Origin of the sequence: Bacillus sp. 1021 (assembly GCF_014534735.1) — a bacterium.
Lineage (GTDB): Bacteria > Bacillota > Bacilli > Bacillales > Bacillaceae > Bacillus > Bacillus siamensis.
In genome coordinates this window covers 341,931-357,502 of the sequence record NZ_JACVSR010000003.1, presented here as the reverse complement: position 1 = coordinate 357,502, position 15,572 = coordinate 341,931, and the positions used below count along the sequence as shown (strand labels likewise).

Below are 15,572 nucleotides of genomic sequence, written 5' to 3'. Positions count from 1 at the left end.
CCCTCGCCATTATTATACAAAAAAAACCGGGTGTGCCATCACCCGGTTTCATGCTTAGTGCGCAGGTTTTAATCCGCCTTCAAGTGTTTTGAGCATTTCATTTTTTTCTGAGTCTGACGCATGCTGCCAAAGCACTTCGAATAAGACGCCGAGACCCGGAAGCATTTTTTCTTCACCGCTTTGGATGGCGTCAACGATAGTATGCTCCAGCTGATCCTGGTTATTGCCGGTCACATTGGCAATAACGGCGTTGCGTAAATTAAGATCCATTACAACCGCTCCTTTTTTCCTGAATGTGATACGCATATTCTTACCGCGCACGCGGTTTATTATGTGCTGTTCTTGAGATATAATAACAACATGCATGAAAAAAGGAGAGCGCAGAAATAAAGTGAAACGAATTGACTCGGCAAAAAACCAAAAAGTGAAGGACTGGAAAAAACTTCACACAAAAAAAGAGAGACATAAAACGAATACATTTCTGATAGAAGGAGAGCATCTGGCAGAAGAAGCGCTCAAGTCAAAGGGAACGGTAAAAGAAATTCTCGTAAAAGATGAGAGCGCCATCCCGGCCGATCTGGACATGAGCATTCCGTGCTATGTGCTGAGCGAAGATGCGTTTTCAGCCGTGACGGAAACGGAAACGCCGCAGCAGATCGCCGCAGTCTGCCATATGCCGGACGAGAAGCCTGATCGGCTGAAGCGGCTGCTTCTGCTTGATGCCGTGCAGGATCCGGGGAATTTAGGAACAATGATCAGAACGGCAGATGCGGCGGGGATCGACGCCGTTGTCCTTGGTGAGGGAACGGCAGATCCATACAACGGAAAAACGCTGCGTTCAGCTCAAGGATCTCACTTTCATATTCCCATTTTGAAACGTCCGCTCGATGAGTTTACCGATGAGCTGAAATCGCAAGGCGTCGCAATCTACGGCACGGCGCTTGAAAACGGTGCGGCTTATCAAAGCGTGAAGCCTGAAGAATCGTTCGCGTTAATCGTCGGGAACGAGGGGGCGGGAGTGGACGCCGGCCTTCTGCAAAAAACGGATCTCAACCTGTACGTTCCGCTGTACGGACAGGCGGAGTCGCTGAATGTGGCGGTGGCGGCTGCCATCCTCGTCTATCATCTCAGAGGATAGGTTGCGCAAAGCCGCGAATTTCACTATAATAGATAGCAATAATGTAAAAACCGTGACAGAGGACGTCAATTTTTTCACAAGCTGCCTTCCAGGGAGAAAATGCCGCCGACTGAAAGCATTTTTATCGCAGCACAGAAATTGATTTTCACCTCTCGAGTTGTCACCGGGACCGCGCCAAACGCGCGTAAAGGTGAACCGGAACGATCGTTTCCGTTATGTCAATGAAGCTGTCGGCAGATGAAGTCTGCCTTAAAAAGGGTGGTACCGCGGCCACAACTCGTCCCTTCTCTCAAGGGGCGGGTTTTTTTGTTTTCTGAAAAAGGCATAGAACGGTTTGGTTTACATAAAAGGAGGATGCATGATGGAAGAGAAGCTTAAACAGCTCGAACTGGAAGCTGCAGAAAAAGTAGAAGCGGCAGGTTCATTAAAAGAAGTTAACGACATTCGGGTGCAATATCTCGGAAAAAAAGGGCCGATTACAGAAGTTCTCCGCGGCATGGGCAAACTGTCCGCCGAAGAACGCCCGAAAATGGGAGCGCTCGCCAATGAAGTGAGAGAGCGCATTGCAGCAGCCATTACGGCGAAAAATGAACAGCTTGAACAAGAAGAAATGAATAAAAAACTCAGCAGCCAGACGATTGACGTCACATTGCCGGGCAGTCAGGTAAACATCGGCGGGCGCCATCCGCTGACGGTCGTTATTGAAGAAATTGAAGATTTATTTATCGGCATGGGGTATACCATCGAAGAAGGTCCTGAAGTGGAAACGGATTATTACAACTTTGAGGCGCTGAATCTGCCGAAGGAGCACCCGGCCCGCGACATGCAGGACAGCTTTTACATTACAGAAGAAATGCTGATGAGAACGCAGACGTCACCGGTGCAGACGCGCACGATGGAAAAGCATAAAGGCAAAGGCCCCGTCAAAATCATTTGTCCCGGAAAAGTGTATCGCCGCGACAACGATGACGCGACACATTCCCACCAGTTCATGCAGATTGAGGGTCTCGTCGTGGATCGCAAAATCAGCATGAGCGATCTGAAAGGCACGCTTGAATTGGTCGCCAAAAAAATGTTCGGCCAAGACCGTGAAATCAGGCTCCGTCCGAGCTTTTTCCCATTCACTGAACCTTCTGTCGAGGTGGATGTGACCTGCTTTAAATGCGGCGGACAAGGCTGTTCCGTCTGCAAAAAAACGGGCTGGATCGAAATTCTCGGCGCCGGCATGATTCACCCGAACGTGCTGAAAATGGCCGGATTCAATCCTGAGGAATACCAGGGCTTTGCTTTCGGAATGGGTGTGGAACGGATCGCAATGCTGAAATACGGCATTGAAGATATCCGCCATTTCTATACCAATGATGTCAGATTCATTTCGCAGTTTAAACAGGCGTAAGAGGAGGATACACATGTTTGTTTCATATAAATGGTTAGAAGATTACGTTGACTTGCAGGGAATCGACCCGGCCGTGCTTGCAGAAAAAATTACGAGAGCCGGTATTGAAGTTGAGGGTATCGAGTATAAAGGGGAAGGCGTAAAAGGCGTTGTCATCGGACACGTGCTTGAGCGTGAACAGCACCCGAATGCCGACAAACTCAACAAATGCCTTGTCGATATCGGTGCGGAGGAACCTGTTCAGATTATCTGCGGCGCCCCGAATGTTGATAAAGGACAGAAGGTTGCCGTTGCAACAGTCGGTGCCGTTCTTCCCGGCAATTTCAAAATTAAAAAAGCCAAGCTGCGCGGCGAAGCGTCTCACGGCATGATCTGTTCTCTCCAGGAGCTCGGCATTGAAAGCAAGCTCGTGGCGAAAGAATATGCGGAAGGCATTTTCGTGTTTCCGAATGATGCTGAAACGGGAGCTGACGCAATGGCAGCCCTTCAGCTTGATGATGCGATTTTAGAATTGGGCTTAACGCCGAACCGCGCCGACGCAATGAACATGCTTGGCGTGGCTTATGAAGTTGCGGCTATTCTCGGCACCGAGGTGAAGCTTCCGGAGACTTCATATGAAAAAGCAGCAGAAAAAGCGGCGGATGCTGTTTCCGTCAAGATTGAAGATACGCAGGCCAATCCGCATTACGCCGCAAAAATCATTAAAAACGTCAAAATCGGCCCGTCTCCGCTTTGGATGCAGACGAAGCTGATGAATGCAGGCATCCGCCCGCACAATAACGTTGTGGACATCACAAACTTCGTCCTGCTTGAGTACGGCCAGCCGCTTCACGCTTTCGATTACGACCGGTTCGGTTCAAAAGAAGTCGTCGTCAGAAAAGCGGCGGAAAACGAAACCATCGTGACGCTGGATGAACAGGAGCGCAAGCTGTCAAGCAGCCATTTGGTCATCACGAACGGAGAAAAAGCGCAAGCCGTTGCGGGAGTCATGGGCGGAGCAGAATCTGAAGTCCGTGAAGACACCACCGCGATTTTACTGGAAGCCGCTTATTTCGACGGACAGACCGTCCGCAAAGCGTCGAGAGACCTCGGGCTGAGAAGCGAAGCGAGCGCCAGATATGAAAAAGGCATTGACCCGGCACGCGTTCTGCTGGCGGCTGAACGGGCCTGCAGCCTCATTCAGGCGTATGCCGGCGGAGAAGTGCTCTCAGGCACGGTCGAAGAAAACCATCTGGAAATCGAAGCGAACAACATTCATGTATCTGTTGACAAAGTGAACGCCGTGCTCGGCATGACAATCGCTAAAGAAGAAATCATCAGCATTTACAAGCGCCTCGGTTTTGCAGTCGGTGAAGCAAAAGACGTTCTGGTCGTAACGGTGCCGTCACGCCGCGGAGATATTAAAATCGAAGAGGACCTGATTGAAGAAGCGGCAAGACTGTACGGGTATGACAATATTCCGTCCACGCTTCCGGAAACGGCCGGCACGACAGGCGGCTTAACACCGTATCAGGCAAAACGCCGGAAAGTGAGACGTTTCCTTGAAGGAGCGGGTCTTTCACAAGCGACCACATATTCATTGACGAATGATAAAAAAGCGGCCGCTTTTGCGATCGAAAAATCATTCAATACGATGCTTGCTCTGCCGATGAGCGAAGAAAGAAGCATTCTCAGACACAGCCTCGTGCCGAATCTGCTTGAAGCCGTTTCATACAATCTGGCCAGACAGACTGATTCCGTTGCTTTATACGAAACGGGTTCTGTATTTCTGACGAAGGAAGAAAACACAAAACCGGTTGAAAAAGAACGGGTTGCCGGAGCCGTAACCGGATTATGGCGCAAAAACCTATGGCAGGGTGAGAAAAAGCCGGTTGATTTCTTCGTCGTCAAAGGAATCGTTGAAGGCCTGCTGCATCAATTGAATGTGTCAGACCGGATTGAATTTGTCCAGTCAGAACGCAAAAACATGCATCCCGGCCGGACCGCAAACATTCTTTTGAACGGCTCACTTGCCGGATTTATCGGACAGGTGCACCCGGCAATGGAAAAAGAGCTGGATATCAAAGAAACGTATGTGTTCGAGCTTGATCTTCACGCGCTTCTGACCGAGGAAACAGAACCTGTCGTGTATACGGCGATTCCGAAGTACCCGTCCGTCACACGCGACATTGCGCTTGTTGCAGATAAAACCGTCACAAGCGGACAGCTCGAAGCCGTGATCAAAGAAGCCGGCGGCGCGCTATTGAAAGAAGTCACCGTATTTGATGTGTACGAAGGTGAGCATATGGAAGAGGGCAAAAAATCCGTCGCCTTCTCGCTCCAATATGTCAACCCTGAACAAACATTGACAGAAGAAGAAGTGACAAAAGTCCACGAAAACGTGCTGAAAGCGCTGGAAGAAACGTATCAGGCCGTATTAAGAGGATAAAGAAAAAGCTTGCAGATCACTCTGCAAGCTTTTTTGTTATGACCTTTTCCGTTCTGCAAGGCGTTTTGCTTTTTGCGTATTGGCAAAATGCAGTTTAGTGAACGTCCTGAGCGCATCTTCTCCTTTATTGATGATCAGTTTGGCGGCAGCTTCATCGACGTGCGGCCCCGCGCCTTTTGGAATCGTCATCCCGGCTTCCCGGGAAAGCTTATCCATTTCAATTAAGAAAGAATACCGCGCGATGATAGAGGCTGCGGCGACGGAAAGATGTATGCCTTCCGCCTTCGTGCTGAAAAACGTTTTTTCTTTTACGATATCCCGCCCGGAAAGATGCTTAAAATAAATGCCGGGCTCTGCAAATTGGTCAATCAGAATCGCTTCCGGTTTGACGCCGTTCATTTTCCTCAGCAGATTGGAAATCGCCTGATTATGAAGGAGCGCCTTCATTTTCCCCTGGCTCATGCCTTTTTCCTGCATCTGATTGTATTTTTCATTTTTTAACACAAGCAGGCTGTAAGGAATGGTTTTAATTAAAAGTTTGGCGATTTCAATAATCTGCGGATCTTTTAAATCTTTTGAATCCTTCACGCCCAGTTCTTTCATTAAAGAAAGCTTTGTTTTGTCGGCATAGGCGCAGGCAACCGTTATCGGTCCGAAGTAATCGCCTGTTCCGACCTCATCTGAGCCGATTACCGACATGGACGCAATGCCCGCCGGGGGAGCGTAGAGCGGGTCGGCCGCTTTTTTGACGGTTTTCTTTGCTTTCGGCGCCTCAGCCGTTCCCCAGCGGGCCGCTTCTGTGCCGGCGTTTTTTCCTTGAAAGAGAACCTTGCCCGAACGGTAGGCTGTAATGGTACAGCCCGGCGGCTTAGCCTGGAAGACGGCGCCCTGCGGAACGGCCGGAGTAAGGGAGCCGGCATAGGATTGTTTCATTTGTTCTATAGCGGAAGCGGATACTTTTATAACAGAATGGGACACGATATAATCTCCTTTTTTGGCACTTTTCACTGTATATACCAGTGTATCATAACAGCCTGAGGCTCGTCTTTCCATTCAATCGATAATCGTGGTATGATAGGAACTAGGATTCTCGCGGAATGGAGGAGAAACGTTGTCTGACGGCAAAAAAACCAAAACGACAGTAAACATTTACGGCCAGCACTTCACCATTATCGGGGAAGAAAGCAAAGCGCACATGCGTCATGTGGCCGGAATGGTTGATGATAAAATGAGAGAAATCAATGAGAAAAATCCATATCTTGATATAAATAAGCTCGCTGTTTTGACTGCGGTCAATGTCGTGCATGATTATATGAAACTGCAAGAAAAATATGAATTACTGGAGCGGCAGCTTAAAGAAAAGGAATGAACACCATATGATAGATATCATCATCTTAGTTTTGCTCTTGATGGGCACATTGCTTGGATTGAAAAGAGGATTTATCCTCCAATTTATATATTTAACGAGTTTCATCCTCTCGATTGCGTTTGCGGCGCTTTTTTACAAAAATCTGGCCCCGCATTTAAGTTTTATACCCGCGCCTGATTTTTCCGGCGGGCAGACGGCTCTTTCTTTTATTAAAGGAAACGTAGAGACGGCTTATTACAACGCGATCGCGTTTGTCATTTTGTTTATCATTGCAAAGGTTCTGCTTCGGATTATCGGAGCGGCGCTTAATATCATCGCAAGCATTCCGGTCATTAAACAGATCAACAAACTGCTTGGCGGGGTGCTCGGGTTTCTGGAAGTCTATTTATTTGCGTTTATCCTGTTATACGTCGCATCCGTACTGCCGGTAAGCGCGCTTCAGGATATGCTCGCACAATCGACGCTTGCAAATATCATCACGCATCATACGCCGTATCTGTCTGGGCTCCTGCAAGAACTGTGGGCCCAGTACGGGGCATAAAAAACTTCTCTTGACCGGAGAAGTTTTTTTCAAGCTCTGCGTCAGTTGTGCCGGAGAAGAAAAATTTGTATGATGAAAAGCAGGAAACGACTGGGGGTTAACAGTATGCATAAAAAAGATATCATCAGGCTGCTTGAAACGATTGCGGTCTATATGGAACTGAAAGGGGACAACCCGTTTAAAATATCAGCCTTCCGAAAAGCGGCAGCGGCGCTTGAGCAGGATGACCGCAGCCTGTCGGAAATCGACGACATGATGTCTTTATCCGGAATCGGAAAAGGCACCTACGGCGTCATTCGTGAATATATGCAGGAAGGTGTGTCCAGCACGCTTCTCCAATTGCAGAAAGAAGTCCCGGAAGGCTTGGTTCCTCTTTTGAAGCTTCCGGGCCTAGGCGGCAAAAAAATCGCCAAACTGTATCAGGAGCTTGGCGTTCATGACGCGGAATCGCTGAAAGAAGCATGCGAGCAGCAAAAGGTGCAAGGGCTCGCCGGTTTCGGAAAAAAAACGGAGGAGAAAATCCTTCAAGCTCTCGGAGAAGCCGGAAAACAGCCGGAACGTTTTCCGATCGGCTATGCGCTCGGCATTGCTTCAGTAATTGAAGAACATTTGGACCGGCTGACGGATATTCAGAAATATTCCCGGGCCGGCAGTCTCAGAAGAGCGCGGGAGACTGTTAAAGATCTCGATTACATTATCGCTACAGATCATCCGGAGGCTGTCAGAGATCAGCTTCTGTCCCTGCCGAACGTAAAAGACGTGATAGCTAGCGGGGATACAAAAGTATCTGTTATCCTGACCTTTGAATATGAGACGAGTGTGGATTTCCGGCTTGTGACAGAGGAGCAGTTTGCGACCACACTGCACCATTTTACCGGCTCTAAAGATCACAACATTAAGATGCGCCAGCTGGCGAAAGAGCGAGGCGAACGGATAAGCGAATACGGGGTAGAAACCATAGAAACGGGAGAAGTCAAAACGTTTCCGAGTGAAGAAGCCTTTTACGCCCACTTCGGTCTGCCGTTTATTCCTCCGGAGCTCAGAGAAAGCGGGCAGGAGGTCGACACGTATCAGGAAGAAACGGACCTTGTGGAGCATAAAGCGATAAAAGGCGATCTCCACATGCACTCAGCCTGGAGTGACGGCGCTTTTTCCATCAGGGAAATGGCAGAAGCGTGTATGGCAAAAGGCTATCAGTACATGGCGATCACCGACCATTCCCAATATTTAAAGGTAGCCAACGGGTTAACGGCCGAACGGCTCAGAAAACAAGCGGAAGAAATTGACGCGTTAAACGCTGAGTTTGAAAACTTTCATATTTTTAAAGGCGTAGAAATGGACATTCTCCCCGACGGTTCGCTTGATTATGATGACAGTGTTCTGTCTGAAATGGATCTTGTCATCGCATCTATTCATTCAAGCTTCAGCCAGCCGGAGCATGTCATTATGAAACGGCTTGAACAGGCGCTGACGAATAAGCACGTGGACATTATCGCCCACCCGACGGGCCGCCTGATCGGCAGACGGGCCGGCTATGAAGTCGACATCGACATGCTGATTGAGCTCGCAGCAAAAACAAATACGGCGCTTGAGCTGAATGCAAACCCCGCGCGTCTCGATTTACGGACTGAGCATCTGATCAAAGCAAACGAAAAAGGCGTGACTTTGGTCATTAATACGGATGCCCATAATATAGAGATGCTCGATGACATGAAAACGGGCGTGACCGCTGCGCGCAAAGGCTGGACTGAAACAAAGCATGTGTTAAACGCCCGGCCGTTACATGAGGTCAAAGCATTTCTGACGCGCAATGATTAAGTAAGGAGGACCATAAAACCGTGCAGCAAAAAGTGTTATCATCACTTGAATTTCATAAAGTAAAAGAACAGATTACCGCACATGCCGCCTCATCGCTCGGCCGGGAAAAGCTTCTGCAGCTGAAGCCTTTGACGGATCTCGCCGACATCCAAAAACAGCTGGATGAAGTCGAAGAAGCATCCGCGGTCATGCGCTTAAGAGGCCATGCTCCGTTCGGCGGGCTGACCGATATAAGGTCGGCTTTGCGGCGGGCGGAAATCGGCAGTGTGCTGACTCCGGCGGAATTTACCGAATTGTCCGGGCTGCTGTATGCCGTTAAACAAATGAAGCACTTTATCAGCCAAATGACAGAAGACGGCGTCAGCATTCCGCTGATACAGGCCCATGCAGAAGAACTGATTACATTGGGCGATTTGGAAAGGGAGATTAACTCCTGCATTGATGATCACGGCGAAGTGCTTGATCATGCATCCCCCGCCCTAAGAGGAATCCGGACGCAGCTCAGGACGCTTGAATCAAGAGTGAGAGACCGTCTTGAATCGATGCTGCGTTCATCTTCCGCTTCAAAAATGCTGTCTGACACCATCGTTACGATCCGGAATGACCGCTTTGTCATTCCGGTCAAACAAGAATACAGATCAAGCTACGGCGGAATTGTTCACGATACATCTTCATCCGGTGCGACACTTTTTATTGAACCGCAGGCGATCGTAGATATGAACAACTCGCTTCAGCAGGCGAAGGTAAAAGAAAAACAGGAAATCGAACGGATTCTCCGGATGCTGACGGAGCATACGGCTGAACACACACATGAAATCGCTAAAAATGTAGAAGTGCTGCAGACATTGGATTTCATCTTCGCTAAAGCGAGGTACGCAAAAGCGATGAAGGCGACAAAACCATTCATGAACGGAGACGGCTTTATCCGTCTCAAAAAAGCGCGCCATCCGCTGCTGCCCCAAGATCAAGTCGTTGCCAATGATATTGAACTGGGCGGAGATTATTCAACGATCGTCATCACGGGCCCGAATACGGGCGGTAAAACCGTTACGTTAAAAACACTCGGGCTGCTGACGATAATGGCGCAGGCAGGATTGCACATACCGGCTGATGAGGGATCAGAAGCCGCCGTATTTGACAATGTGTTTGCCGATATCGGAGATGAACAGTCGATCGAACAAAGTCTGAGTACGTTCTCATCCCACATGGTCAATATCGTCAGTATTTTAAAAGAAGTGTCTGAAAACAGCCTTGTGCTGTTTGATGAACTCGGTGCCGGAACAGACCCGCAGGAAGGGGCGGCGCTTGCCATGAGCATTCTTGACGAAGTCCACCGGACAAACGCCAGAGTGCTTGCGACAACCCATTATCCGGAACTGAAAGCATACGGATATAACCGGCAAGGCGTCATGAACGCCAGCGTTGAATTTGACATTGAAACACTTTCGCCTACCTATAAGCTCCTGATCGGAGTACCAGGCCGAAGCAACGCATTTGAAATTTCAAGACGCCTCGGCCTGCCGGAGCATATCATCGGCCAGGCGAAGTCAGAAATGACCGCCGAACACAACGAAGTCGATCTGATGATCGCATCGCTTGAAAAAAGCAAAAAAAGAGCGGATGAAGAGCTTTCTGAAACCGAATCAATCAGAAAAGAAGCAGAAAAACTGCATAAAGAGCTTCAGCAGCAAATCATTGAGCTGAACGCCCAAAAAGATAAAATGATGGAAGAAGCCGAACAAAAAGCGGCGGAAAAACTGGAAGCCGCCGCAAATGAAGCCGAACAGATCATCCGCGAGCTCCGGTCCATCAAGCAAGAACACAGATCCTTTAAGGAACACGAGCTGATTGATGCCAAAAAACGTCTCGGAGACGCGATGCCGGCTTTTGAAAAATCAAAGCAGCCGGAAAGAAAAACAGAGAAAAAACGCGAGCTGAAGCCGGGCGACGAAGTAAAGGTGCTCACATTCGGACAAAAAGGGGCGCTGCTTGAAAAAACCGGCGAGAAAGAATGGAACGTCCAAATCGGCATCCTCAAAATGAAGGTGAAGGAAAAAGATCTCGAGTTTCTCAAATCGGCTCCTGAACCGAAAAAAGAAAAAGCAATCACCGCCGTAAAAGGGAAGGATTATCACGTATCCCTTGAACTTGACCTCAGGGGAGAGCGTTACGAAAATGCCCTCAGCCGCGTCGAAAAATATTTAGATGACGCGGTGCTTGCCGGCTACCCGAGAGTGTCCATCATTCACGGAAAAGGCACGGGCGCCCTTCGCAAAGGGGTGCAGGATCTTCTGAAAAACCACCGCAGCGTGAAAAGCGCGCGGTTCGGGGAAGCGGGAGAAGGAGGATCAGGCGTAACGATTGTCGAACTAAAATAAAAAGGGAGAAAACGTCATGAATGCTTTTTGGGAAAATGAGCTTGTTGAAATCGCGGCTTATTACAGTGTGGCCGTCTTGTGTCTCGTCATTTTTCTGACCGTGTTTGAATTGGTGACATCCTATAAAAACTGGGTGGAAATCCAAAAAGGCAATCTTGCGGTGGCAATGGCGACCGGAGGGAAAATTCTCGGTATCGCGAATGTCTTTCAGCACAGCATCGCCCAGCATAATTCGCTTTTGCAAATGATCGGCTGGGGCGTATACGGATTTATTATGCTTTTAATCAGCTATTTTATCTTTGAATTTCTGACGCCCCGGTTTAAAATTGATAAAGAAATTGAAAAAGATAACAGAGCTGTCGGCTTTATTTCATTTGTCATCTCAGTCGGCCTGTCATTTGTGGTGGCCGCCGGGATTTAAGGGGACGGGGAAAAATGGAGAAGCTTGCGAAAGTGCTGCTGTCGGCAGCGGGAATTTTTCTGTTCATCGGACTTATTTATCTGGTCATGACATCTTAATACTGAAAAAGGGCTGCCGAATTGAAATCGGCAGTCTTTTTTATTGAGAATACCAATTGATGCACATCGTATCAGAGCAAATGACGGCTTCCCAATTCATGGCGCGGATAACAGACAGCATGTCTTGATCCTCCATGAGAAAGAGTGTTGTGAAAGAATCGTACACACTCATAAAAGCAGCGCGCCGCTTTACCTCGGCAATCATCATGTCAGCCTGCAGCAGTCCGCATACATCCGAAGGCGACATTTGCTTGAGCGAAAATAGGCCTTCCGCTTCGATCGGCTCATAAAAAGTGCAGCGCTCAATGCCTTTTGAACGAAACACGTCCAAGAGTCCCGGTATCAAAAATGGCGAAGTGACATCATCGCTCGGCAAGTACAGATCGGGATGATGAAGCCGATTTAACAGCTCGGCGGATTCAGGCCGGGCATATTCATCCCGCAGTGCCGTGACAGCAGTCATAAGCGCAAGCGCCATCTCTTTTTCAGAGCGCAGTCCGCAAATGGTCATGACGGTTTTCCAGGAAACGGGTCTGCCCATCGAAAGGATTTCTTCATCACTCGGATAGATATGCTCAAAAGGCCGCTTGCGCTTTTGCGCTTCCCACCCATCCGGCATTCGGACAAAGGGATGAAGCAAAAAGGCGGCTGAAGTAAACGGCTTCGGCAGCTGGCGCAGGATAGGAACTCCCTCTTCAAAATACAGTGTTTCCAGCAAACTCAACACCTCCTGAACTCGAAAAATCACATGAAACGCTTTCCAATTCCAATCAGCCTTCTGCTATAATAATAGCGTATAGGAAAACAGAAGGGAGAGGTTTTATGCAGTCTGAAAAGCCATGGCTTTCTCAATATCCCGAAGAGATTCCGCATGAGCTTGAATTTACCGGTCAAACCCTGCCATCCAATCTGACAAACTCCGCAGCTCAATTCCCGAACCATACCGCCATTTATTTTCTCGGAAAAAAACTCACATTCCAAGACGTTCTCACAGATTCATTAAAGCTAGCCGCTTTTTTACGCAAAACAGGCCTGAAAAAAGGCGACAGAGCCGCCATTATGCTGCCCAATTGTCCGCAGTCGGTCATCGCATTTTACGGCGTATTGTTTGCCGGGGGCATAGTCGTTCAGACCAATCCTCTCTACACGGAACACGAGCTTGAGTATCAGCTGCAAGACAGTTCGCCGCGCGTGATCATCACCCTCGATATGCTGTTTCCGAAGGTGATAAAAATGAAAACGTTGTCAATTGTTGAACGCATTATTACAACCAGTATCAAAGACTTTTTGCCGTTTCCGAAAAATATGCTTTATACACTCACGCAAAAAAAACAAGTGCATATCGATTATGACGGACATGAACAGATTCACAGCTTAGCGGACATTTTAAAACATGAAAAAGCGGAGAAGGCGGAGGAATTTGATATTGATCCTGAGCATGACATCGCCGTGCTTCAATACACGGGCGGAACAACCGGCTATCCGAAAGGCGTCATGCTCACGCACAAAAACATTCAGGCCAATACAGAAATGGGCGCCGCCTGGATGTACAAAATGAAAAAGGGAGCCGAAAAAGTGCTCGGCATCGTACCTTTTTTTCATGTGTACGGATTAACCGCCGTGCTGAATTTCTCCATCATGCAGGGGTGTGAAATGATTCTGCTTCCTAAATTCAATCCTTTGGATACCCTGAAAACAATCGACAGGCAAAAGCCGACAGTTTTTCCGGGAGCTCCGACGATTTACATCGGGCTTTTGCATCATCCGGAACTGAATCAATATGATTTGTCCTCCATAAAAAGCTGTCCGAGCGGTTCAGCGGCGCTCCCGGTCGAAGTCAAACAGAAATTTGAAAAAGTGACCGGCGGAAAGCTTGTGGAAGGCTACGGATTATCCGAAGCATCACCGGTGACCCATTCAAATTTCATCTGGGGAAAAAATAAGCCCGGCAGCATTGGCTGTCCCTGGCCCAATACCGACGCCGGAATCTATTCAGAAGAAAAAGGCGGGCTTGCGGAGCCGTATGAACACGGCGAGCTGATCGTAAAAGGCCCGCAGGTTATGAAAGGCTATTGGAACAAGCAGGAGGAGACGGCCCGTGTCATCAGAGACGGCTGGCTGTTTACCGGGGACATGGGATATATGGATGAGGAAGGATTTTTCTACATCGCCGACAGAAAAAAAGACATCATCATTGCCGGGGGATACAACATTTACCCTCGTGAGGTGGAAGAGGCGCTGTATGAGCATGAAGCCGTTCAGGAAATCGTCGTAGCGGGCGTGCCTGATTCCTACAGAGGGGAGACGGTGAAAGCATTTGTCGTTTTGAAAAAAGGCGCCGAAGCGGATGCCGATGAGCTTGATGCGTTTGCCAGAGAGCGGCTTGCGCCGTACAAAGTCCCGAAGCTGTACGAATTCAGAAAAGAGCTTCCGAAAACGGCCGTCGGAAAGATATTAAGAAGGCGTCTCGTCGAAGAGGAAGATGCTGCTCATGAAAACAAGGTGCCTTAAAAGAAAAACTTGACAAAACCGGGAATCCTTTTTATCATGAAGTTATGAATGAATAGTCATTCATTTATTGAAGGAAGGAACGATGACATTGAACCAAAAACGGCCAAAGTATATGCAGATTATTGATGCAGCAGTAGAAGTCATAGCGGAAAACGGCTATCACCAATCACAGGTGTCCAAAATCGCCAAGCAGGCCGGCGTTGCGGACGGCACCATCTATTTATATTTCAAAAACAAAGAGGATATACTCATTTCTCTTTTTAAAGAAAAGATGGGCCAGTTCATTGAACGCATGGAAGAAGAAGTAAAAGAAAAAACGACGGCAAAAGAAAAACTCGCTCTCGTCATTAAGCAGCACTTCACACTGCTCGGCAATGACCGCCACCTCGCGATTGTGACCCAGCTTGAGCTCAGACAGTCGAATATCAAGCTGCGCCTGAAAATCAATGATATTTTAAAAGGTTATTTAAACATGCTGGACACCATTTTGACCGAAGGAATCGAGTCGGGCGAATGGAAAGACAATCTCGACGTCCGCCTCGCCCGGCAGATGATATTCGGGACGATAGATGAAACAGTGACAACATGGGTGATGAACGATCAGAAATATGATCTTCCGGATTTGTCAGACAAGGTATTGGAACTGTTGGTGTCAGGGATTCATCAAAACTAAAGGGGGTTGACGGATGAACAGCCTTTCAGTGGCGGTTGAACAATCTGTCGCGGTGATCACCATCAATCATCAGCCGGCCAACGCGCTGTCCGGTGCGGTTTTAGCTGAATTATCCGGTCTGTTCGACCGGTGTGAAACAGATGACAGCGTCAGAAGCATCATCATTCGCGGTGAGGGAAAATTTTTTTCGGCGGGCGCCGATATAAAGGAATTTACGTCGCTTGATGATCTTGAGCAATCCTCTGCCATGGCGGATAAAGGCCAGCAGCTGATGGAAAGAATTGAAGGGTTTCCGAAGCCCGTTATCGCGGCGATTCACGGCGCTGCGCTCGGCGGCGGTCTGGAGCTTGCCATGGCCTGCCATATCAGAATCGCCACATTGGATGCAAAGCTCGGCCTGCCCGAGCTGAATCTCGGCATTATTCCGGGCTTTGCCGGGACGCAGCGCCTGCCCCGGTACGTCGGCACGGCGAAAGCGCTTGAGATGATCGGCACTTCAGAACCTGTGACCGGAGAAGAAGCGCTCAGCCTCGGGCTTGTCACAATAGGCGCCGAAAATGAAGAGGAGCTGCTGGAAAAGGCGAAAACGCTAGCGGGCAAGTTTGCGGAAAAAAGCCCGCAGTCGATGGCTTCCCTGCTTGAGCTTCTTTATTCAAACAAAGTCTATTCTTATGACGGCGGCTTAAAGCTCGAAGCAAAGCGCTTTGGGGAAGCATTTGCATCAGAAGACGCAAAAGAAGGCATTCAGGCATTTCTCGAAAAAAGAAAGCCTCAATTCGGTGGGCGAAGATAAAGGGGATA

At 48.6% G+C, this 15,572-nt stretch carries 14 protein-coding genes; 11 read left to right on the top strand and 3 right to left on the bottom strand.

The features are described from left to right. Positions 1-54: 54 nt before the first annotated feature. Positions 55-270, bottom strand: coding sequence for a small acid-soluble spore protein SspI (gene sspI / locus ICW23_RS13500; protein WP_045925240.1), 216 nt, complete (start codon positions 268-270; stop codon positions 55-57). A 121-nt stretch (positions 271-391) separates the two neighbouring features. Between sspI and ICW23_RS13495 the strand changes: the two genes are divergently transcribed. The 3 genes from ICW23_RS13495 to pheT all read left to right on the top strand — a co-directional run bounded on the left by ICW23_RS13495 (position 392) and on the right by pheT (position 4,962). Then, positions 392-1,138, top strand: coding sequence for a TrmH family RNA methyltransferase (locus ICW23_RS13495; RefSeq protein ID WP_016938646.1), 747 nt, complete (start codon positions 392-394; stop codon positions 1,136-1,138). Positions 1,139-1,499: 361 nt separating this feature from the next. Next, positions 1,500-2,534 carry a phenylalanine--tRNA ligase subunit alpha gene (gene pheS, locus ICW23_RS13490; protein WP_016938647.1) on the top strand — a complete coding sequence of 345 codons (1,035 nt, stop codon included), beginning with the start codon at positions 1,500-1,502 and terminating at the stop codon, positions 2,532-2,534. Positions 2,535-2,547: 13 nt separating this feature from the next. Further along, positions 2,548-4,962, top strand: a complete 2,415-nt coding sequence (gene pheT / locus ICW23_RS13485; protein ID WP_188154620.1) for a phenylalanine--tRNA ligase subunit beta — start codon at positions 2,548-2,550, stop codon at positions 4,960-4,962. Positions 4,963-4,998: 36 nt separating this feature from the next. On the opposite strand, the gene rnhC is transcribed toward pheT, so the two are convergent. Continuing rightward, positions 4,999-5,940, bottom strand: coding sequence for a ribonuclease HIII (gene rnhC / locus ICW23_RS13480; RefSeq protein WP_045925242.1), 942 nt, complete (start codon positions 5,938-5,940; stop codon positions 4,999-5,001). Positions 5,941-6,073: 133 nt separating this feature from the next. Between rnhC and zapA the strand changes: the two genes are divergently transcribed. The 5 genes from zapA to ICW23_RS13455 all read left to right on the top strand — a co-directional run bounded on the left by zapA (position 6,074) and on the right by ICW23_RS13455 (position 11,489). Further along, complete coding sequence (gene zapA / locus ICW23_RS13475; RefSeq protein WP_016938650.1) at positions 6,074-6,331, top strand: cell division protein ZapA; 258 nt, start codon at positions 6,074-6,076, stop codon at positions 6,329-6,331. Between the two features lie 7 nt (positions 6,332-6,338). Then, positions 6,339-6,872 carry a CvpA family protein gene (locus ICW23_RS13470; protein WP_188154619.1) on the top strand — a complete coding sequence of 178 codons (534 nt, stop codon included), beginning with the start codon at positions 6,339-6,341 and terminating at the stop codon, positions 6,870-6,872. A 105-nt stretch (positions 6,873-6,977) separates the two neighbouring features. After that, complete coding sequence (gene polX / locus ICW23_RS13465; protein WP_188154618.1) at positions 6,978-8,690, top strand: DNA polymerase/3'-5' exonuclease PolX; 1,713 nt, start codon at positions 6,978-6,980, stop codon at positions 8,688-8,690. 20 nt (positions 8,691-8,710) lie between these two features. Continuing rightward, positions 8,711-11,068 (top strand): endonuclease MutS2, encoded by a 2,358-nt coding sequence (locus tag ICW23_RS13460; protein WP_045925244.1) that lies wholly within the window; start codon positions 8,711-8,713, stop codon positions 11,066-11,068. Positions 11,069-11,084: 16 nt separating this feature from the next. Continuing rightward, positions 11,085-11,489 carry a DUF350 domain-containing protein gene (locus ICW23_RS13455; protein WP_003152541.1) on the top strand — a complete coding sequence of 135 codons (405 nt, stop codon included), beginning with the start codon at positions 11,085-11,087 and terminating at the stop codon, positions 11,487-11,489. Between the two features lie 138 nt (positions 11,490-11,627). Here the strand turns inward: ICW23_RS13455 and ICW23_RS13450 are convergent, their stop codons facing one another. Next, positions 11,628-12,305 carry a DUF2711 family protein gene (locus tag ICW23_RS13450; RefSeq protein WP_188154617.1) on the bottom strand — a complete coding sequence of 226 codons (678 nt, stop codon included), beginning with the start codon at positions 12,303-12,305 and terminating at the stop codon, positions 11,628-11,630. Between the two features lie 104 nt (positions 12,306-12,409). On the opposite strand from ICW23_RS13450, the gene ICW23_RS13445 reads away from it, so the two are divergent. The 3 genes from ICW23_RS13445 (at position 12,410) to ICW23_RS13435 (ending at position 15,564) form a co-directional block, all read left to right on the top strand. Beyond that, complete coding sequence (locus ICW23_RS13445; RefSeq protein ID WP_188154616.1) at positions 12,410-14,098, top strand: AMP-binding protein; 1,689 nt, start codon at positions 12,410-12,412, stop codon at positions 14,096-14,098. Between the two features lie 88 nt (positions 14,099-14,186). Next, positions 14,187-14,771, top strand: a complete 585-nt coding sequence (locus ICW23_RS13440; RefSeq protein ID WP_014470798.1) for a fatty acid metabolism transcriptional regulator FadR — start codon at positions 14,187-14,189, stop codon at positions 14,769-14,771. Positions 14,772-14,784: 13 nt separating this feature from the next. After that, positions 14,785-15,564 carry an enoyl-CoA hydratase gene (locus ICW23_RS13435; protein WP_016938656.1) on the top strand — a complete coding sequence of 260 codons (780 nt, stop codon included), beginning with the start codon at positions 14,785-14,787 and terminating at the stop codon, positions 15,562-15,564. Positions 15,565-15,572 lie beyond the last annotated feature (8 nt).